Source organism: Streptomyces sp. NPDC043878 (assembly GCF_056435735.1).
This window is the reverse complement of record NZ_JBWKDW010000012.1, coordinates 70,784-88,583: the sequence shown is the minus strand read 5'-3', so window position 1 is coordinate 88,583 and position 17,800 is coordinate 70,784. Positions and strand designations below refer to the sequence as shown.

The window sequence follows — 17,800 nt, the reverse complement described above, 5'->3', positions numbered from 1 at the left end:
CGGGCGCCCTTCTCGCGCGTTCACCGCCCGCGGTTCGCCCTCACTGCCCGAGGTCCGGTTCGAGGGGGTCCTCGGACACGTCGCCCGAGGGCGAGGTCTCCGGGTCCGTCGGTGCCGCGCTGCTCGTCGGGGCCGACGGCGACGACGACGACGTGGGCGGCTCGGACGTGGGCGTGTCGGTGGGCGTGGGCTCGGCCGTCGGTGACGCGGAGGTCGGGGACTGCGACGGGGACGAGGTCGGGGACTGCGAGGCCGTCGCCGTCCGGGGCGGCTGGACCGCGGCGCCCTGGGTGGTCTCGAGGTCGAACTTCGTGACCTTGGTCTGCACCCCGAAGGTGTACGTCGCCCAGATCTGCGCCGGGTAGCCGCCGCCGTTGATGCGGCCGGGGCTCGGGATGAGGCCGGTCGCGCCGGTCAGGGTCACCTGGGCGTGGGACTTGGGGTTCTCGCCGAACAGGCCGACGGAGGTGACCAGGCTCGGCGTGAAGCCGGTGAACCAGGCCGACTTGTTGTTGTCGGACGTGCCGGTCTTGCCGGCGACCTTCTGTCCGTTGCGCTTGGGGTTGTCCCGCACGGAGGTCCGGGCCGTACCGTCGTCGACCACGCCGGTGAGCACCGAGGTCACCGAGTCGGCGGCCTCACGGCTGATGACCTGGCCCCCGACGGGATTCGGGAGCTGGACCTCGCGGCTGCTGTTCTGCACCGACTTGATGAGAGTCGGCGTGACCTTCTTGCCGTGGTTGTCGAGGGTCGCGTAGACGCCGGCCATCTCCAGGGGGCTCGCGCCCATGGTGCCCAGGGTCTGCGCGGGCACCGCCTTCAGTCCGCTGGTGTCCATGCCCAGGTCGGCCGCGACCTTCAGCACCTTCTCCATGCTGACGTCGACGCCCAGCTGCGCGAAGACGGAGTTGATCGACTTGTTCATGGCCGTCTGGACGGTGACCTCGCCGTAGTCCTGGTCGTCCTCGTTCTCCGGGGCGAAGGCGATGTCGCTGCCCTTGACGGGGCGTTTGCTGGTGCCGTCGTAGAGCGTGTTGGCCGTGATCTTCCTGCCGTCCTGCGTCTTCGCGCCCTCGTCGAGAGCGGCGGCGAGGATGACCGGCTTGAAGGTGGAGGCCGGCTGGTAGTCGCGGCGGGTGGCGTTGTTCGTGAAGTGCTTGAGGTAGTCCACGCCGCCGTACATCGCGACGACCGCGCCCGTCTTCGGGTCGACCGACACGGCACCGGCCTGTACGTCGCCGTCGACCTTGCGCTTCTTCTTGTCCAGCTTGCTGGTCAGCTGGCCCTTGACGGACTCCTCCAGCGCCACCTGCTTCTTCCGGTCGATGTTGAGCGTGATGGTCCAGCCGCCCGCCTCGACCATCGCCTCGGCCTGCTTGGCGTCCTCGGCGCTGCCCTGTGCGACGAGCTGGCGGGCCAGCGAGTTGTTGGCGGCGTCGACGAGGTAGCCGATCTGGCCCTTCTTGCCGGCCGAGGGCTTGGGCCCCTTGGGTACGGGGAACGTCATGCCGTCCCGCTCGGACTTGTCCAGCCAGCCCTGTCCGACCATGTTGTCCAGGACGTAGTTCCAGCGCGCCTTGACCAGCTTCTTGCCGGTGTCGGTGGCGACGGCCCAGTCGTACTGGCTCGGTGCCTGGAGCAGGGCGGCGAGGTAGGCGCCCTGCTCGACGGTGAGCTTGCCGGCGTCGACGCGGTAGTAGCACTGGGCGGCGGCCTGGATGCCGTAGCAGCCGCGGCCGTAGTAGCTGGTGTTGATGTAGCCGGCGAGGATGTAGTCCTTGGACTTCTCGCGGTCCAGCTTGAGCGAGATGACCATTTCCTTCAGCTTGCGCGTGACGGTCTGGTCCTGGGTCAGGTAGTAGTTCTTGACGTACTGCTGGGTGATCGTCGAGCCGCCCTGCGCGCCCTTGCCGGACAGCGTGTTGAGCAGACCGCGCGCGGTGCCCTTGAGGTCGATGCCGGCGTCGTTGTAGAAGGTCTTGTTCTCGGCGGCGACGAAGGTCCGCTGGACGGGCTTGGGGATCTGCGCGAGGTCCACGACCTCGCGGTTGACGTCTCCGTCGCGGGTGAGGGTCGTGCCGTCGCTGTACTTGTAGACGTTGCTCTGGAGCTTGGCGTCGGCGTTGCCGGCGGGGATGCCGATCATCAGGTACATCAGGAGGAAGGCGCCGATGCCGAGCAGGCACAGTCCGAAGAACGTCCCGAGGATCTTCTTCCAGGTGAACATCCTGCGTATGAGGCTCTTGTCACTCCTGCCGGCTCTGGCGCCCTTCCTGGCGGCCGCCCGGCCCTGGCCCACGACGGTCGGCTCCGGCTCCACGACCGCCTGCGCGGAACGGCTCCTCGGCGCCGCGCGGCGACCACCGCGCTGCCGCGCTCGTCTGTCTTCCGCTCGCCCCATGAGTCGCTTCGCTCCGCTTCCTACTCGGCAGTCACGCCCGTGCGTGGCCCAGGTCAGCTCAGAAAGCTAACACCGCTGTCTATGACAAAGGGGCCGCGATCCGCTCTTTCACCGGGGTGAGAATCAGCACCCGTGTCAACGGAACCGACGAACAAACCGGTCCGAGGGTTGCCCGGAACGGGCCTCGCCGCGATAAAGTGATATCACTTAGCTAGACCGGAGCTATGGCCCGAGCGGGGCCGGAGCTCCGCCCGGAGCCGCGCCCCGGCGGCAGCGGCTCCGCAGACGACGAAACGGGGGGACCTCCATGTCCGTACACGAATCCACCGCGCCCGCGGACGCACCCGACGTACCGCAGATGCCCGCACCCCGGGTGCGGGAGTTCACCGCGCGCAGCATCGGCGGCGGGCTCGCGCTGCTGCTCGGGCTGGTCGGACTGCTGCTCGGGGCGGGCATGATCGCCACCGCGACGACGGTGACCGGCTCCGGCGCCAAGGCCGCGCTGATCGTCGCCGGCGTCCTGGTCGGCATCGCCGCGTTCCTCGCGATGTGCGGGCTGAACACGGTGGCGCCGGGTGAGGCCCGGGTCGTCCAGCTCTTCGGCCGCTACCGGGGGACGATCCGCGAGGACGGACTGCGCTGGGTGAACCCCTTCACCTCGCGCACGAAGATCTCCACCCGCGTGCGCAACCACGAGACCGCCGTGCTCAAGGTCAACGACGCCTACGGCAACCCGATCGAGCTCGCCGCGGTCGTGGTGTGGAAGGTCGAGGACACCGCGCAGGCCAGCTTCGAGGTGGACGACTTCCTGGAGTTCGTCGCCACCCAGACCGAGGCGGCCGTACGGCACATCGCGATCGAGTACCCCTACGACGCGCACGAGCAGGACGGTCTGTCGCTGCGCGGCAACGCCGAGGAGATCACCGAGAAGCTCGCCGTCGAACTGCACGCGCGTGTGGAAGCGGCCGGCGTGCAGATCATCGAGTCGCGGTTCACCCACCTCGCGTACGCTCCCGAGATCGCCTCGGCGATGCTCCAGCGCCAGCAGGCCGGAGCGGTCGTCGCGGCCCGGCGGGAGATCGTGGACGGCGCGGTGGGGATGGTCGAGGCGGCTCTGGACCGGATCGCCGAGCGGGACATCGTGGAACTGGACAGTGAGCGGAAGGCGGCGATGGTGTCGAACCTGATGGTGGTCCTGTGCGGCGACCGGGCGCCGCAGCCGGTCCTCAACACCGGGACCCTCTACCAGTGACGGACACCCCCGAGGGCGGGACCCCGCGGAGCCGGCCGCAGCAGCGCAAGCAGGTGCTGCTGCGGCTGGACCCGCTGGTCCACGAGGCGCTCGCACGCTGGGCCGGGGACGAACTGCGGTCGGCGAACGCGCAGATCGAGTTCCTGCTGCGGCGGGCCCTGAAGGAGGCGGGCCGGCTGCCCGGTGAGGCCGGTCCGCAGCCCCGCCGGGGACGGCCGCCCACCACCTCCTGACGTGCGGGCGCCCGTGTAGCGAAACCGTGACAATGACCCGCCACCTGCGGTCCTGAACCCCGCGCCACGATCTGCACACTCCGCGTATACATAGCGCGTATACACGGTATGTACAGTGCTCGCATGTCCATCGGTCACACCCTCCTGGGACTCCTGGAGTCCGGGCCCCGCCACGGTTACGACCTCAAGCGGGCCTTCGACGAGAAGTTCGGTCACGACCGGCCGCTGCACTACGGCCAGGTCTACTCGACGATGTCGCGGCTGCTGAAGCACGGCCTCGTGGAAGTCGACGGCATCGAGGCGGGCGGCGGCCCGGAGCGGAAGCGCTACGCGATCACCGAGGCCGGCGTCACCGACGTACAGCGGTGGCTGGCCACACCGGAGAAGCCCGAGCCGTACCTCCAGTCCACGCTGTACACCAAGGTCGTCCTCGCCCTGCTCACCCGGCGCGACGCCGCCGACATCCTCGACACCCAGCGCGCCGAGCACCTGCGCAGCATGCGCATCCTGACCGACCGCAAACGCCGGGGCGACCTGGCGGACCAGCTGATCTGCGACCATGCCCTGTTCCATCTCGAGGCCGACCTGCGCTGGCTGGAGCTGACCGCGGCCCGCCTCGACAAACTCGCCGAGGCGGTGGCCACGTGACACATCCGGCCGGTTCCCTGCTCGCCGCCGACGGTCTGCGCAAGGCCTACGGCCCCACCGTCGCCCTCGACGGCGCCGACTTCTCCATCCACCCCGGCGAGGTCGTCGCCGTGATGGGCCCCTCCGGGTCGGGCAAGTCGACGCTGCTGCACTGTCTCGCCGGCATCGTGCCGCCCGACTCCGGGTCCATCACCTACGACGGACGCGAGATGGCGACGATGAACGACACCCAGCGCAGCGCGCTCAGGCGCTCGGAGTTCGGGTTCGTGTTCCAGTTCGGCCAGCTCGTGCCCGAACTCACCTGCGTGGAGAACGTGGCGCTGCCGCTGCGGCTCAACGGGACCCCCCGCAAGCGGGCCGAGCGCGCCGCCCTCACCTGGATGGAACGGCTGGAGGTCGACGACCTCGGGGCCAAGCGGCCCGGCGAGGTGTCCGGCGGCCAGGGCCAGCGGGTCGCCGTGGCGCGGGCGCTGGTCACCGACCCGCGCGTGGTCTTCGCCGACGAACCCACCGGCGCCCTCGACTCGCTCAACGGCGAGCGGGTCATGGAACTGCTCACCGAGGCCGCCCGCTCGGCCAACACGGCCGTCGTGCTCGTGACGCACGAGGCTCGGGTGGCCGCCTACTCCGACCGCGAGATCGTCGTACGGGACGGGAAGTCCCGGGACATGGAGCGCGTCGTATGAACATGCGGCAGTGGTCCAGGGATCTGGCCATGGGATTCCGGTTCGCCTTCAGCGGCGGGCGCGAGGGATGGGTCCGGGCCCTGCTCACGGCCGTCGGGGTGGGACTGGGGGTGGCGCTGCTGCTGCTCACCACCGCCCTCCCCAGCGCGCTGAACGTGCGCAGCGAGCGAGAGGACGCGCGGCTGGACTACACGTACGACTTCACCCCCAAGCCCGCGGCCGACGACACCCTCGTGGTGTCCGACGTGGACACGACGTACCGCGACGAGCAGGTCCGCGGCCGGCTGATGCAGCCCGAAGGGGCCCGTGCCCCGCTGCCTCCCGGCCTCGCGAAGTTCCCGGCGCCCGGTGACATGGTCGTCTCCCCGGCGCTGAAGGAGCTGCTCGACTCCGACGGGGGCCGGCTGCTGCGCGAGCGGCTGCCGTACCGGATCACCGGCACCATCGGGGAGGGCGGGCTGATCGGCTCGCACGAACTCGCCTACTACGCGGGCTCCGACGACCTCGCGGGCAGGATCCACCCGCCGTCCGTGGCCCGCATCGACCACTTCGGCAACCCCCACCCGAGTCCGGAGACCACCGACCCGGTCCTTGTCCTGCTGGTCCTCGTGGTGTTCATCGTGCTGCTGATGCCGGTCGGCGTGTTCATCGCCGCGGCCGTGCGCTTCGGCGGCGAGCGGCGCGACCGGCGGCTGGCGGCGCTGCGGCTGGTCGGCTCCGACAGCCGCATGGTCCGGCGCATCGCGGCCGGCGAGGCGGTCGCGGGCGCGGCGCTGGGGCTGGTCTTCGGCACCGGGTTCTTCCTGATCGGCCGCGAGATCGCGGGCTCCGCCGAGGTGTTCCGGGTCAGCGTGTTCCCGAGCTACCTCAACCCCTCGCCCGCCCTGGCCGCCCTGGTCGTCATCGCCGTTCCGGCGGCCGCGGTGCTGGTCACCCTGTTCGCGCTGCGCGGGGTGGTCATCGAACCGCTCGGCGTGGTGCGTACGGCGAAGCCGGCGCGGCGCCGGCTGTGGTGGCGGCTGCTGCTGCCGGTGGCCGGGCTCGCGATGCTCTACCCGATGCTCGGCCAGGGCCGCGACGACGGCACGTTCAACGAGTACCTGGTGACCGGCGGTGTCCTGCTCCTGCTGGTCGGCATCACCGCGCTGCTGCCCTGGGCCGTCGAGGCGGTCGTCGCCCGGCTCGGCGCCGGCGGAGTGGCCTGGCAACTGGCCGTGCGCAGACTCCAGTTGAGCAGCGGTACCGCGGCCCGCATGGTCAACGGCATCGCCGTGGCGGTGGCCGGCGCGATCGCGCTGCAGATGCTGTTCGCCGGGGTGGAGTCGGACTACTCCAGGGACACCGGGCAGGACCTGACCCGCGCGCAGATGGAGGTCGAGGTCCCGGTCGAGACCCCGGCGGCCCGGGTGACCGGCGACCTGACCCGCACCAAGGGCGTACGGCGGGTGGTGTCGATGTCCGAGGGGTTCGTCGGCGCCCGCCGCAAGGACCCGGAGGTGACCGTCCAGCTCACCGTGGGCGACTGCGCGGCCCTGCGCGAGGTGGCGACGCTGCCCTCGTGCCGCGAGGGGGACGCCTTCGCGATCAACGGTTCCGAGGGTGACACCGAGACGCGGGACCTGGCGGGGGCCGGGAGGACGCTGTACCTCGACCCCGCCTACACCGGAGAGAAGGGCAACGCCCCGTTCGCCTGGCCGGTGCCCCGGGACCTGAAGCGGGCGGCGGCCCGCAACGACCCGGCCGGCGCCGAACGCGGCGGCTTCCTGATCACCTCGGCCGCCCTGCCCGCGAAGGCCACGGCGCAGCTGCGCTCGCAGGTCTACGTCTCCCTCGACCCGGCCGTCCCGCTGGCGCACGAGTACGTCCGCAACACGGTGGCCCGTATCGATCCGCTGATCGATCCGATGACGTGGACGGAGACCGAGCGGTCCGCGCGGTTCACCTCCATCCGCACCGGCCTGTTCGTCGGCGCCGCCTGTGTGCTGGCGCTGATCGGGGTGAGCCTGCTGGTCTCCCAGCTGGAGCAACTGCGGGAGCGCAAGCGGCTGCTGTCGGCGCTGGTCGCCTTCGGCACCCGGCGCCGGACGCTGAGCCTGTCGGTGCTGTGGCAGACGGCGATCCCCATCGCGCTCGGCCTGGTGCTGGCCGGCGCGGTCGGGCTGACCCTGGGCGCGACGCTGCTGAAGATGACGGGCACCACGGTGAGCGTGGACTGGGCGAGCGTGCTGGCGATGGCCGGCTTCGGCGCCGCCGTCGTCCTGCTGGTGACGCTGCTGAGCCTGCCTCCGCTGCTGCGGCTGATGCGGCCGGACGGACTGCGCACCGAGTGACCGGACGGACTGCGCACCGAGTGAACCGGCGGCCCCGCCCCCTCCCTTTCCCGCCCGGGGAGGGAGGGGGCGGGGGCGCGTTCAGAGGCTGTACTCCCGCACCACGCGCCGCACCTGGGCGAACAGCATGCCGACGTTCACCGACTTGCGGCACACCACGACGGCGACGACGTCCTGCTGCTCGTTCATCCGCACGAACAGATGCGTCAGGTTCTCGCTGTTGACGAGGATCTCCTGGAAGAAGTGGTTGTCGCTCGCCACTCCCCGGCGCTCCTTGAAGACGTCCTCGATCATCACGACCGTACGGCCCTGGAACAGGTCGAGGGTCGCTCCCGCCAGCAGGTCCAGGACCTCGGGCGGATGGTTGTCGACGGTCTCGTACGACAGCAGCATGCCGGTGGACATGTCGACCGCGCCCGAGGCCACGCACTCGGGGGCGTCGGACCGCAGGGCCTTCACCAGGCCCATCACCTGATCTGAGAAATTGGCGGACATACGCTTGGTCGCCATCCCTTCACACTCCTTCCGGGGCCTTCTCGGTGAGGATCGCGTCGATGCGGTCCAGGGCCGGCTGACTCGCGGTGTGCAGACGGTCCACGTCCATACCCTCGTCGCCCAGCACCACCATCAGCGCGGTGTCGCCGACCGCGTAGAAGGCGGCACATCCGTGGCTGCCGTACGCCACGGTCCGGCGCAGCGCGCCGCGTGAGGTCGCCTCGGCGGTACGACGGGCGAGGCCGAGACCGGCCGCGGCGAGGGCGGCGAGGCCCTCCGGATCGATCGAGTCGGCGGTGTCGGCGGCGATCAGCAGTCCGTCGGCGGCCGCCACGGCGGTGTCGGTGATTCCGGTGACCTGCTCACGCAGGCCGCGCATTTCCATGGCCAGGGCTTTGCGGTCCATGCAGTCAACTTCCCTGTTTCTGTTCGGGTCCGATCGGCTTTTTCATTTCGGGGCTCCGTTCCGCATGCGGAAGAATCCGCCGGGTTTACGGCGGGGCAGCGGGGCGGGTGTCGGGGGCGCTGCGGGCGGTCGGGGTTCGGGGAGTTCCGGCTTCCGGTGGTGCACGCCCTGCCCCTCGGGCAGGGCGAGGACCGGGATCGGCGGAGGGGTGGACGCGCACACCAGAAGGCCCTCGGCGAGCATCCGGGCGACCTCGACGGTGACCGTGTAGACCCCGCGTCCGGTGCGGAAGGCGAGGTCCCGGGCGGTACGGCGGCCGTCGGCGTGGTCGAGCAGTTCCCGCCGGAGTCCGGTGAGCGTGCCGGCGGGCACCGGGGCGGGCAGGGGGCGTTCGCGGTCCGGGCGTACGGGCTGGGGCAGGGCGAGGACGGCGGACAGTTTGCGGACCGCGTCCTGGAGCACCCGGGCGGCCGGTTCCCCCAGGACGAGCTGGGTGAACGGCTCGTCGTCGGGCACGCGTTCACAGCTGCGCACCCGGCCCGCGACGATCGCGAAGGCCGCGTCGTGCAGGGCCATCGCGCACACCACCCGCAACTGCGCGGCGCCCGCGTACCCGTGGGTGATCAGCCCGGCGGCGGGCCAGCGTGAACCGCCCGACTCCCGGACGAGACCGGCCCACTCCTCTCCGCTGACCCGGCCGGACCGCAGCAGCAGTGCCTCGGGCCCCGGCGCGCCGGGGCTCTCGACCGCGACGACGAGACCCCGGCGCAGATGGAAGACGCCACCGGGATCTCCGAAGACCCGCAGTTCCCCGGTGAACTCCGCCCGCCCGCAGGCGATCAGGGTGGGTGCCAGCAGGTCCTGGCCGACCCGGTCGAGGGGATCGCGAAGGCCCGACATCACTCCCCTTGACCTGTCGCACATACGCCTGACGCGTAACGCTGAGGAGGGAATGTGTAGCAGTCGGGGCGCATATTCCGGGCGGGGTCTCCTTACCTGTCCCCGGCTGACGGAAGTTGCACCGCGACGTCCCCCAAAAGGCTTTGTCCGGAGCCCATTTGAACGATCGGGGCCGCTTTCAGTCGTCCGCGCCGAGCACCCGTACGGGCAGCGGACGCAGCGACTCCCGCAGCGCGGCCGCCAGTTCCCCGTACTCGGCGGCGCGCGCCGCGCCGGTCCGCATGGCGAGGGCGACCCGGCGGGCCGGGGCGGGCTCGGCGAAGTATCCGGTGCGCAGCCGCTCGCTGCGGGTGGCCTCGACCCTGAGGGCGGTGCGCGGGAGCAGGGTCACCCCGAGTCCGCCCGCGACCAGTTGGACCAGGGTGGCCAGACCGGCGGCGGTGGTGGTGACGGGCGCGTCCGCGCGGCCCGCCTCCCGGCAGATGTCGAGGGCCTGGTCGCGCAGGCAGTGCCCCTCGTCCAGGAGCAGCAGCTTCAGCTCGCGCAGCGCCTCGCGCGGGATGCCCGTCCGGCCGCCGAGCGGGTGGTCGAGCGGTGTGACGAGCACGAAGTCCTCGTCGAAGAGCGGCAGTTCGACCACTCCGGGGACACCGAGAGGGACGGCGAGCAGCAGCAGGTCGAGCCGGCCGGAGGTGAGCCCCTCCACCAGGTTGGCAGTCTGTTCCTCGTGCACCTGGAGGTCGAGGTCGGGGTAGCGGTCGTGGACCAGCCGCAGCACGGTGGGCAGCAGGTAGGGCGCGACGGTCGGGATGACCCCGAGCCGCAGGGTCCCGGTGAACGGCGCCCGGACCGCCTCCGCCTCCTCGAGAAGCGCCCCGACCTCGGCCAGCACCGCCTTGGCGCGTACGGCGATCCGGCCGCCGGCGGGGGACAGCAGCACCTTGCGGGTGGTCCGCTCCAGCAGGGTCAGGCCGAGGGTCTCCTCCAGCGCGGAGACGGCACCGGACAGGGCCGGCTGGCTCATGCCGATCGCGGCGGCCGCGTCACGGAAGTGCAGGTGCTCGGCCACGGCGGCGAAGGCGCGGAGCTGCGCGAGGCTCGGGGGCCTGCGCCCGTGGGAGTGGGCGGGGAGCATGGCCGTACCTCTTACTCGCAGTCACTGATAGCCGTGGTCGATCAACCTGACCGAGTGTAGCTATTTCTCGTATCAATGCACCTTGTGTCAGGATCGCAGCTGTCCAACCCCTGAGACGCGCCCCTGTTCCGGGGGTGCTTCCTCGCTGCAAGGAGAGCATGTGCTCACTGTCGGTGACAAGTTCCCCGAGTTCGATCTGACCGCCTGTGTCTCGCTGGAGAAGGGCAGGGAGTTCCAGCAGATCAACCACAAGACCTACGAGGGTCAGTGGAAGGTCGTCTTCGCGTGGCCCAAGGACTTCACCTTCGTGTGCCCGACCGAGATCGCCGCCTTCGGCAGGCTGAACGACGAGTTCGCCGACCGTGACGCCCAGGTCCTCGGCTTCTCCGGCGACTCCGAGTTCGTGCACCACGCCTGGCGCAAGGACCACGACGACCTGCGTGACCTGCCCTTCCCGATGATGGCCGACTCCCGTCACGAACTCATGCGTGACCTCGGCATCGAGGGCGAGGACGGCTTCGCCAAGCGCGCCGTCTTCATCGTCGACCAGAACAACGAGATCCAGTTCTCCATGGTGACCGCGGGTTCGGTGGGCCGTAACCCCAAGGAGGTCCTGCGGGTCCTGGACGCGCTCCAGACGGACGAACTGTGCCCGTGCAACTGGAGCCAGGGCGACGAGACCCTCGACCCCGTCAAGCTGCTGGCCGGGGAGTGACCTGACATGTCGCTGGACGCCCTGAAGTCCGCCGTACCGGACTACGCCAAGGACCTGAGGCTCAACCTCGGTTCCGTCATCGGCAACTCCGACCTGCCCGCGCAGCAGCTGTGGGGCACGGTGCTGGCCACCGCGATCGCCTCGCGCTCGCCGATCGTGCTGCGCGAGCTGGCGCCGGAGGCGAAGGCGAACCTGTCGCCGGAGGCGTTCACCGCCGCCAAGGCCGCGGCCGCCGTGATGGCGATGAACAACGTCTTCTACCGCACCCGCCACCTGCTCTCGGACCACGAGTACGGCACCCTGCGGGCCGGTCTGCGGATGAACGTCATCGGCAACCCCGGTGTCGACAAGGTCGACTTCGAGCTGTGGTCGTTCGCCGTGTCCGCCGTCAACGGCTGCGGTCTGTGCCTCGACTCCCACGAGCAGGTGCTCCGCAAGGCGGGCGTCGACCGTGAGGTGGTCCAGGAGGCCTTCAAGATCGCCTCGGTGATCCAGGCGGTCGGCACGACGCTGGACGCCGAAGCGGTCCTGGCGTCCCTGCCGGAGTGACGCGGTCGCGCCGCGACGCACGCGAAAGGGTCCCCTCCACCCTCAGGTGGACGGGACCCCTTCGCGTTCCCCTCGTCTTCTTCGTCCCCGGCCGGGGCGGCCGCGACGGTTACGCCGTCGGAGCGGGCGGCTGCGGATCCGGTCGCGCCGGCCGCGCGTCCGCCGGCGGTGCCGCCGCCTGCGCGTCCGCCTCCGCGGGCGCCGAGTCCACCGCCGTGGCGCCGTGCGGCCTGGGCGACTGCCGGAGCGCCGACTCCCGTGAATACGCCCGCAGATAGCCCACGACCGTGTTGGTCACGGCGACCAGCGGCACCGCGACCACCGCGCCTCCGATGCCGGCGATCATGCCGCCCGCCGCCACCGACAGCACCACCGCCAGCGGGTGCACCCGCACCGCCCGGCCGAGGATGAACGGCTGGAGGATGTGGCCCTCGATCTGCTGTACCGCCAGCACGACCGCCAGCGTCATGACCGCGGTGAAGACGCCCTGGGTGACCAGGGCGACCACCACCGCGAGCGCGCCGGACACCACGGCGCCGACCAGCGGGATGAACGCGAACAGGAAGATGAACACGGCCAGCGGGACGGCCATCGGCACGTCCAGGAAGTAGATGCCCAGGCCGATGAAGATCGCGTCGATCAGCGCGACCACCACCGTGCCGCGGACGTACGCCGTCAGCGTGCGCCATGCCCGCGGACCCGCTCCGGCGACACCGGGCCGGGCCGCGGCGGGCACCAGGTTCAGCGTCCACTCCCAGATGCGCCGGCCGTCGTAGAGCAGGAAGAGGGTGGAGAAGATCGTCAGGAGGATGCCGGTCAGGGCCTCCACCACGACCGTCACGCCCTCCAGGCCCACCGACGTGATGGCGTCCGTGTTGGAACCGATCGCCTCGCGCAGGTTCTTGGCGATCTCGTTGATCTGCTTGTCCGTGACGTGGAAGGGGCTGTTCAGCAGCCACTTGCGCAGCTCGTCGACGCCGTCCTGGACCTGGCTGGAGAGGTTGTCGATGTTCTCCGCGACCTGCCAGGTCACGAACCAGCCGATCAGCCCGATGACGACGAACCCGAGGATCGCGGTGAGCGCCGTGGCCAGGCCGCGCGGGAACCCGATCCGCCGCAGCCGCGCCACCGTCGGCTGGAGCAGCGCCGTGATCAGCAGCGCGGCCACGAAGGCGAGGACCACCAGTTGTACGGCGCTGATCATCCGCATCAGCACCCAGACCGTGCCCGCGAGGATCAGCAGCCGCCAGCCCGCCTCGGCCGCGACCCGCATGCCCCACGGCACCGCCTGGGCGGGGTCCGGCCGGGCCGCGACGACGGTCACGTGGTCGGGAAGCACCACCTCCTCGGTGGTTGGCGTTCCGTCCTCACCGTGCTCCCGCTCCGCCTCGGCGCGGCGCTCGTCCAACCTCTCACCCATCTCGGTCAGTCCGGCGCCGATACGGCCGAGCCACCCTGGCACTCGCGACATGATCCGTCCTCTTCCCCCGTCTCTCCCCACTACTCCCCCTGGAGTCGTCGCGTCCGACCGTACATGGCCAAAGCCCCTCCCCCTAGGACGGGGAGGGGCTTCGCGAGGTTGAGCGGGACCGGAGTCCGGACGGCCTAGTAGTAGTTGTTGGCCTGCCAGAACGCCCAGGCGTCACACGGGCTGCCGTACCGCTCGTTCATGTAGTTCAGGCCCCACTTGATCTGGGTGGCCGGGTTGGTCTGCCAGTCCGCGCCGACGGACGACATCTTGGAACCCGGCAGCGCCTGGACGAGACCGTAGGCGCCGGAGGAGGCGTTGACGGCCTTGTAGTTCCAGGTGGACTCGTGGTTCACGATGTTGCTGAAGCACCCGAACTGGCCGCTGCCCACGATCGTCGCCGCCATGGCCTGGACCTGCGCCACGGTGTACGAGGTCTGGACCGGGAAGCTGGCGGAGCTGCGGCTGGCCGCGGCCTTCGTCTCGACACGCTCCTTGGCCGCCTTCCTGGCGGCTTCGGCGGCCTTCTCGGCAGCGTCCTTCTTCTGGATCGCCGTCTGCGCGGCGGCCTTGCGGGCCGCCTCCTCGGCGTCCTTCTTGGCGCTCGCGTCGGCCGCGATGGCCTGGACGTTCGCCTGCTGAGTCAGGGACGCGGTCTGCACCTGGGCCTGCGCGCCCGTGGGCATGTCCGCGAGGAGCGTCAGGTCGGTTGCCGTCGCCTCGGCGTCGTTGGACTGGGCGGTGCTGCCCGAGGCAACTCCGACGACGCTACCGACAGCGGTGACCGCGGTGGCCGAGGCCACTGCGAATCCCCGGACCGAAATCCGGCTCACACGGTTTTCCTTCCAGCATCGTCCGCTTCGGTGACCCTGGCGGACGCAATCGTGCCCCCTGACGCTGGCCTCCCACCTAAGGGTCACGGGAGGCACGGACCCGGTGGGCGACTCCCCTGGAGGAGCACCGCGTGGTGCACGGGCGGCATACGACGACGCTATGGAGTTGGACCTGGTGGCTCTGTGGTGCCGTACCGCTGGGGGTACAGATGTGTCGTATGCGGGGCCTGACAGGACTGAGACTCTAGCCGTAACGCGACGCCGCAAGGCAATTCCGAGTTGCGTGTGAAAGCTCACATGGCGTTTGTCCCAGGGGATTTCAAGAAACGCCCACACACGCCGACGCCGCCCGGCTAGGCTCTTGGCCTTTCACCGGGCGGCGCCAACCAACGGACCGCTGCGCCGAGTTGAGCGCTCGGATCAGATGTGCCCGTCCTCCAGCATTTCGGTCACAAGCGCCGCGATCTGGGACCTCTCGGACCGCGTCAGCGTGACGTGCGCGAAGAGCGGATGCCCCTTCAGTTTCTCCACGACGGCGACGACACCGTCGTATCGGCCGACCCGCAGATTGTCCCGCTGCGCGACGTCGTGGGTCAGAACGACCCGTGAATTCGCGCCGATCCGGGACAGAACGGTCAGTAGGACGTTCCGTTCGAGGGACTGGGCCTCGTCCACGATCACGAACGCGTCGTGCAGGGAGCGGCCGCGGATGTGGGTGAGCGGGAGGACCTCCAGCATCCCGCGCGCGGTGACCTCCTCGATGACCTCGCGGCTGGTGACCGCGGACAGCGTGTCGAACACCGCCTGCGCCCAGGGGCTCATCTTCTCCGACTCGGAGCCCGGCAGATAGCCCAGCTCCTGCCCGCCCACCGCGTACAGCGGACGGAAGACCATCACCTTCTGGTGCTGGCGGCGCTCCAGGACCGCCTCCAGGCCCGCGCACAGCGCGAGCGCCGACTTGCCGGTGCCGGCCCGGCCGCCCATCGACACGATGCCGATGTCCGGGTCGAGGAGGATGTCCAGCGCGATGCGCTGTTCCGCGCTGCGGCCCTTGATGCCGAACACCTCACGATCGCCGCGCACCAGCCGGACGTCGCCCTCGGGCGTGACCCGCCCCAGCGCCCTGCCCCGCTCCGACTGGATCATCAGGCCCGTGTGCACGGGGAGTTCGGCGGCCTCGGGCACATGGACGTGCCCCTCCTCGAAGAGCAGGTCCACCTGTTCGCCGGCCAGGGTCAGCTCGGACATGCCGGTCCAGCCGGACGAGCCCGTGATGGCGAGCTCCGCGCGGTACTCCTCGGCGAGGAGTCCGACCGAGGACGCCTTGATCCTGAGCGGGAGGTCCTTCGACACGACCGTGACGTCGTACCCCTCGGCCTGCAGGTTGCGGGCGACCGCGAGGATGCGGGAGTCGTTGTCCCCCAGGCGGTAGCCGCTGGGCAGCACGCTGGGGTCCGAGTGGTTGAGCTCGACACGGACGGTCCCGCCGAGGTCCCCGATCGGGATGGGGGCGTCGAGGCGACCGTGCCGGACCCGGAACTCGTCGAGCAGGCGCAGCGCCTGCCGGGCGAAGTAGCCGAGCTCGGGATGGTGCCGCTTGGCCTCCAGCTCCGTGACCACGACGATGGGGAGCACGACTTCGTGCTCGTCGAAGCGGTTCAGGGCGTTCGGGTCGGCCAGCAGAACGCTGGTGTCGAGAACATAGGTGCGCCGGTCTGGCATACGGCGCTTTGTGCTGGTCACCACGGAAGGACGTACCCCCTCGGATGAGGTCGGGGAGCGACGGAGTGGAGCTGGACCGGTCGTCGGCCGCGATGCGCGGGCCGGGGACCGGCCCTCCACTGCTTCTTCCGTGCTGGAACCGCACGGTCGAGCTGGTGCAAAGGGCCTCCCGGGCGGACGGCCCCGTGCCGTCCGCTGAGATCCGACACCCGTGGTTCGGGCATCGACCTGCTTGGGTTATGCCCTCGAACACGCGCCGCCATGCCACGGCCGATGACGGCGCTCCGGTGAACTCCGTGTTACTTCCGTCCCGAGCGGGGCAGATGTTGCCCCCTTCGAGGGGTTTGGCGGGTCAACCGCCGTAGCGGCGGTGGCGGGCGGCGTAGTCGCGCAGGGCCCGCAGGAAGTCGACCTTGCGGAAGGCCGGCCAGAAGACCTCACAGAAGTAGTACTCCGCGTGGGCCGTCTGCCACAGCATGAAACCGGACAGCCGCTGCTCACCGCTGGTGCGGATGACGAGGTCGGGGTCGGGCTGGGCGCCGGTGTAGAGGTGACGGCTGATGGCGTCGACGGTGACGGACTCGGCGAGGTCCTCCATCGAGCTGCGCCTGTCGGCGGCGTCGAGGATCATCGAGCGCACCGCGTCGACGATCTCCTGACGGCCGCCGTAGCCGATGGCCACGTTCACCAGTATTCCGTCGATGTGCGCGGTGGACTCCTCGGCCTCCTTCAGCGCCGTCTGCATCGGGGACGGCAGCAGGTCGGGCGTGCCGACGTGGTGCACCCGCCAGCGGCCGTCGGCCGCCAGGGTCCGGACGACGTCCTCGATGATCCCGAGCAGCGGGCCGAGTTCGTCCTGGGGCCGGTCGAAGTTGTCCGTCGACAGCAGCCAGAGGGTGACGACCTCGACGTCCGTCTCGGAGCACCAGCCGAGGAACTCCTCGATCTTCTCGGCGCCCGCCCGGTGACCGTGGACCGTGGTCGAACCCGCGGCCTTCGCCCAGCGCCGGTTGCCGTCCATGATGACGCCGATGTGCTTGGGCACCTGAGCGTGGTCCAGGTGGCCTTCCACCCGGCGTGCGTACAGCCTGACCAGCAGGCCGCGCAGCTTGTCGCGCAGGTTCACGTGATTGTCAGCCCCTCCGTACGGATCGGACAGGCGCGGCTTCGACCGGCTCTGGCGCGGCCGAGGGCGATCCCTGTCCGTATGGCGGTCCGGGGGCTCCGTATGGCGTTCCCCAGGGGCGAAGCCTACCCCTGCGGGCCTGTGCGCCGGATCGGGGCGGCGGGGGCAGCGGGGGTCGTTCGCGCGCAGGGGCCGTGAAGCGGGCCGTGCGGCGGGGCGGCGGGGCGGGCGCGCGGTCGGGGAGTCGGGGGTGCGCGGAGGGGGGCGGCGGGGGTGCGCGGACGGAGGCCGGCGGGGGCTCACGGGGTCAGGGATGCAAAGGCGTGCGCAAGGGGTTCGGGCGACGTCCGGGACCTGTCCGGGTACAAAAAACGGGCCGGTCCGTGGGGGGGGAGACGGACCGGCCCGAGGGGGGGTTTCCACCCTAACCCTTCGTGAGTGATGCTGCGCGCATCGGCGTGCCACAACTACTCTCCGCAGTCGTGTGGCAACGCGGCGGTGGTCACCCTTGACTCGGATTCAATTGGACGCATGTCCCGTTCACAACGGAATCTCAGGCGATCTACCAGAGATAGGGATGGAATCTGAGGGTTTGCCACACCTTGACCCTCAGTCGGCGGTTGAGCCCGGCATCCCCCCTCCGGGTGAACCGGAGTGCGAACGCCCACTTGACGGTGCGCCGACCTCCGACGGTGGGGCATGGCACCGCGCAGCCCCCTCCACCGCGCGGTGCCGCCCGCGCAGCTTTGCTGACGCGAATTACCTTGGTCCGAACCTACGTGACGGCTCACCGCCGGCGCGAGCCTTGGGGATAACGATGCGGAAACCCTGCGCGCAGCTCGGCGAAATGCCTCGAATGCCGGAGAACCGAGGTGTGGCGAAAGGCGGGCTGTGGGCCCTT

Annotated in this window: 16 protein-coding genes; 7 read left to right on the top strand and 9 right to left on the bottom strand. The window is 70.4% G+C overall.

Annotated features, from left to right (window positions below; all coding sequences use genetic code 11):
• Nucleotides 1–40: 40 nt before the first annotated feature.
• Nucleotides 41–2,401, bottom strand: a complete 2,361-nt coding sequence (locus AC07AZ_RS18320; protein WP_478848862.1) for a transglycosylase domain-containing protein — start codon at nt 2,399–2,401, stop codon at nt 41–43.
• A gap of 307 nt (nt 2,402–2,708) precedes the next feature.
• Here AC07AZ_RS18320 and AC07AZ_RS18315 point away from each other — a divergent pair, with 307 nt between their 5' ends.
• The 5 genes from AC07AZ_RS18315 to AC07AZ_RS18295 all read left to right on the top strand — a co-directional run bounded on the left by AC07AZ_RS18315 (nt 2,709) and on the right by AC07AZ_RS18295 (nt 7,550).
• Nucleotides 2,709–3,653, top strand: coding sequence for an SPFH domain-containing protein (locus tag AC07AZ_RS18315; protein ID WP_478848860.1), 945 nt, complete (start codon nt 2,709–2,711; stop codon nt 3,651–3,653).
• Nucleotides 3,650–3,886 (top strand): type II toxin-antitoxin system antitoxin, encoded by a 237-nt coding sequence (locus AC07AZ_RS18310; RefSeq protein WP_478848858.1) that lies wholly within the window; start codon nt 3,650–3,652, stop codon nt 3,884–3,886. Before AC07AZ_RS18315 ends, AC07AZ_RS18310 begins: the two co-directional genes overlap by 4 nt.
• Nucleotides 3,887–4,009: 123 nt before the next feature.
• Nucleotides 4,010–4,534 (top strand): PadR family transcriptional regulator, encoded by a 525-nt coding sequence (locus AC07AZ_RS18305; RefSeq protein WP_478848856.1) that lies wholly within the window; start codon nt 4,010–4,012, stop codon nt 4,532–4,534.
• A complete protein-coding gene (locus AC07AZ_RS18300; RefSeq protein ID WP_478848854.1) occupies nt 4,531–5,220 on the top strand; it encodes an ABC transporter ATP-binding protein in 690 nt (229 codons plus the stop codon). The genes AC07AZ_RS18305 and AC07AZ_RS18300 overlap by 4 nt, the downstream gene beginning before the upstream one ends.
• On the top strand, nt 5,217–7,550 hold the full coding sequence (locus AC07AZ_RS18295; protein ID WP_478848852.1) for an ABC transporter permease: 2,334 nt from the start codon (nt 5,217–5,219) through the stop codon (nt 7,548–7,550). The genes AC07AZ_RS18300 and AC07AZ_RS18295 overlap by 4 nt, the downstream gene beginning before the upstream one ends.
• Nucleotides 7,551–7,631: 81 nt before the next feature.
• On the opposite strand, the gene AC07AZ_RS18290 is transcribed toward AC07AZ_RS18295, so the two are convergent.
• The 4 genes from AC07AZ_RS18290 to AC07AZ_RS18275 all read right to left on the bottom strand — a co-directional run bounded on the left by AC07AZ_RS18290 (nt 7,632) and on the right by AC07AZ_RS18275 (nt 10,486).
• Entirely contained in the window at nt 7,632–8,060 is a 429-nt protein-coding gene (locus AC07AZ_RS18290) for a hypothetical protein (RefSeq protein WP_478848850.1), read from the bottom strand.
• A gap of 4 nt (nt 8,061–8,064) precedes the next feature.
• Complete coding sequence (locus tag AC07AZ_RS18285; protein ID WP_478848848.1) at nt 8,065–8,451, bottom strand: roadblock/LC7 domain-containing protein; 387 nt, start codon at nt 8,449–8,451, stop codon at nt 8,065–8,067.
• Between the two features lie 42 nt (nt 8,452–8,493).
• Nucleotides 8,494–9,351, bottom strand: a complete 858-nt coding sequence (locus AC07AZ_RS18280; protein WP_478848846.1) for a MarR family transcriptional regulator — start codon at nt 9,349–9,351, stop codon at nt 8,494–8,496.
• Nucleotides 9,352–9,529: 178 nt separating this feature from the next.
• Entirely contained in the window at nt 9,530–10,486 is a 957-nt protein-coding gene (locus AC07AZ_RS18275; RefSeq protein WP_478848844.1) for a hydrogen peroxide-inducible genes activator, read from the bottom strand.
• Between the two features lie 160 nt (nt 10,487–10,646).
• Here AC07AZ_RS18275 and AC07AZ_RS18270 point away from each other — a divergent pair, with 160 nt between their 5' ends.
• The gene (locus AC07AZ_RS18270) at nt 10,647–11,201 is read left to right on the top strand and encodes a peroxiredoxin (protein WP_478848842.1); all 555 of its coding nucleotides are present in this window, start codon (nt 10,647–10,649) and stop codon (nt 11,199–11,201) included.
• A gap of 6 nt (nt 11,202–11,207) precedes the next feature.
• On the top strand, nt 11,208–11,750 hold the full coding sequence (locus tag AC07AZ_RS18265) for an alkyl hydroperoxide reductase (RefSeq protein ID WP_478848840.1): 543 nt from the start codon (nt 11,208–11,210) through the stop codon (nt 11,748–11,750).
• A gap of 109 nt (nt 11,751–11,859) precedes the next feature.
• Here AC07AZ_RS18265 and AC07AZ_RS18260 read toward each other — a convergent pair whose 3' ends face one another.
• The 4 genes from AC07AZ_RS18260 to AC07AZ_RS18245 all read right to left on the bottom strand — a co-directional run bounded on the left by AC07AZ_RS18260 (nt 11,860) and on the right by AC07AZ_RS18245 (nt 16,899).
• Nucleotides 11,860–13,221, bottom strand: a complete 1,362-nt coding sequence (locus AC07AZ_RS18260; RefSeq protein ID WP_478848838.1) for an AI-2E family transporter — start codon at nt 13,219–13,221, stop codon at nt 11,860–11,862.
• A gap of 134 nt (nt 13,222–13,355) precedes the next feature.
• Nucleotides 13,356–14,051: an aggregation-promoting factor C-terminal-like domain-containing protein gene (locus AC07AZ_RS18255; protein WP_478848836.1), complete on the bottom strand. Its 696-nt coding sequence runs from the start codon at nt 14,049–14,051 to the stop codon at nt 13,356–13,358.
• A gap of 420 nt (nt 14,052–14,471) precedes the next feature.
• Entirely contained in the window at nt 14,472–15,797 is a 1,326-nt protein-coding gene (locus AC07AZ_RS18250) for a PhoH family protein (RefSeq protein WP_478848834.1), read from the bottom strand.
• Nucleotides 15,798–16,125: 328 nt separating this feature from the next.
• A complete protein-coding gene (locus tag AC07AZ_RS18245; RefSeq protein WP_478848832.1) occupies nt 16,126–16,899 on the bottom strand; it encodes an isoprenyl transferase in 774 nt (257 codons plus the stop codon).
• Nucleotides 16,900–17,800 lie beyond the last annotated feature (901 nt).

Bases quoted from the DNA above. Each gene is read 5' to 3' on its own strand.
- AC07AZ_RS18320 (WP_478848862.1), bottom strand. From the start codon at position 2,401: ATGGGGCGAGCGGAAGACAGACGAGCGCGGCAGCGCGGTGGTCGCCGC.
- AC07AZ_RS18315 (WP_478848860.1), top strand. From the start codon at position 2,709: ATGTCCGTACACGAATCCACCGCGCCCGCGGACGCACCCGACGTACCG.
- AC07AZ_RS18305 (WP_478848856.1), top strand. From the start codon at position 4,010: ATGTCCATCGGTCACACCCTCCTGGGACTCCTGGAGTCCGGGCCCCGC.
- AC07AZ_RS18295 (WP_478848852.1), top strand. From the start codon at position 5,217: ATGAACATGCGGCAGTGGTCCAGGGATCTGGCCATGGGATTCCGGTTC.
- AC07AZ_RS18290 (WP_478848850.1), bottom strand. From the start codon at position 8,060: ATGGCGACCAAGCGTATGTCCGCCAATTTCTCAGATCAGGTGATGGGC.
- AC07AZ_RS18285 (WP_478848848.1), bottom strand. From the start codon at position 8,451: ATGGACCGCAAAGCCCTGGCCATGGAAATGCGCGGCCTGCGTGAGCAG.
- AC07AZ_RS18280 (WP_478848846.1), bottom strand. From the start codon at position 9,351: ATGTCGGGCCTTCGCGATCCCCTCGACCGGGTCGGCCAGGACCTGCTG.
- AC07AZ_RS18275 (WP_478848844.1), bottom strand. From the start codon at position 10,486: ATGCTCCCCGCCCACTCCCACGGGCGCAGGCCCCCGAGCCTCGCGCAG.
- AC07AZ_RS18265 (WP_478848840.1), top strand. From the start codon at position 11,208: ATGTCGCTGGACGCCCTGAAGTCCGCCGTACCGGACTACGCCAAGGAC.
- AC07AZ_RS18260 (WP_478848838.1), bottom strand. From the start codon at position 13,221: ATGTCGCGAGTGCCAGGGTGGCTCGGCCGTATCGGCGCCGGACTGACC.